1 protein-coding gene and 1 pseudogene are annotated in these 579 nt (G+C 69.4%); one reads left to right on the forward strand and one right to left on the reverse strand.

Translation table 11 applies throughout. The features are described from left to right. Positions 1-392, forward strand: a 392-nt coding sequence (locus J7528_RS23535; RefSeq protein WP_291879701.1) for a carbonic anhydrase, incomplete at its 5' end; no start/stop codon positions are given. Positions 393-479: 87 nt separating this feature from the next. Here the strand turns inward: J7528_RS23535 and J7528_RS25660 are convergent. Beyond that, a pseudogene (locus J7528_RS25660) lies at positions 480-545 on the reverse strand (FMN-binding negative transcriptional regulator); the annotation flags it as partial. Between the last annotated feature and the right edge of the window lie 34 nt (positions 546-579).

The raw sequence follows: 579 nt of genomic DNA on the forward strand, positions 1-579 counted from the left end.
AGCACATCCTGGTGGTGGGCCATTACGGCTGCGGCGGCGTCTACGCCGGCCTGACCCGGCAGCGCCTGGGCCTGGTCGACAACTGGATCCGCCACGTCACCGACGTGGCCGAGCGCCACACCGGCTGCCTGCACGACGCCGGCGACACCGGCTTGCAGCATGCGCGCCTGTGCGAGCTCAACGTGCTCGAACAGGTGGTCAATGTCAGCCAGACCACCATCGTCCGCGACGCCTGGGCGCGCGGCCAGGAACTGACCGTGCACGGCTGGGTCTACAGCCTGCGCGACGGCCGCGTCCACCACCTGGGCATGGACATCGACTCGATCGACTGCCTGTCGCACAAGTACGACGCGGCGCTGGCCCGCATCCAGCAGGACCGCGAAATCCGCTGAACCCCCACGCACCTGCCCGGTGCCACGCCGGAACTCCGCCATGCTGCCCGCCCCGCTCAACCTGCAGGCCTGGATCGAGGACAGCTGTTCTTCTTCATGCAGCGCTTCCAGCGACCCGTGCAGGTGGGCGGCGGCGTAGTTCCAGGTCGGCACCCGCGCCAAGCTGCCCGGCTTCGCCCAGCAGTTC

This window comes from Caulobacter sp. (genome assembly GCF_017744445.1).
GTDB lineage: Bacteria > Pseudomonadota > Alphaproteobacteria > Caulobacterales > Caulobacteraceae > Caulobacter.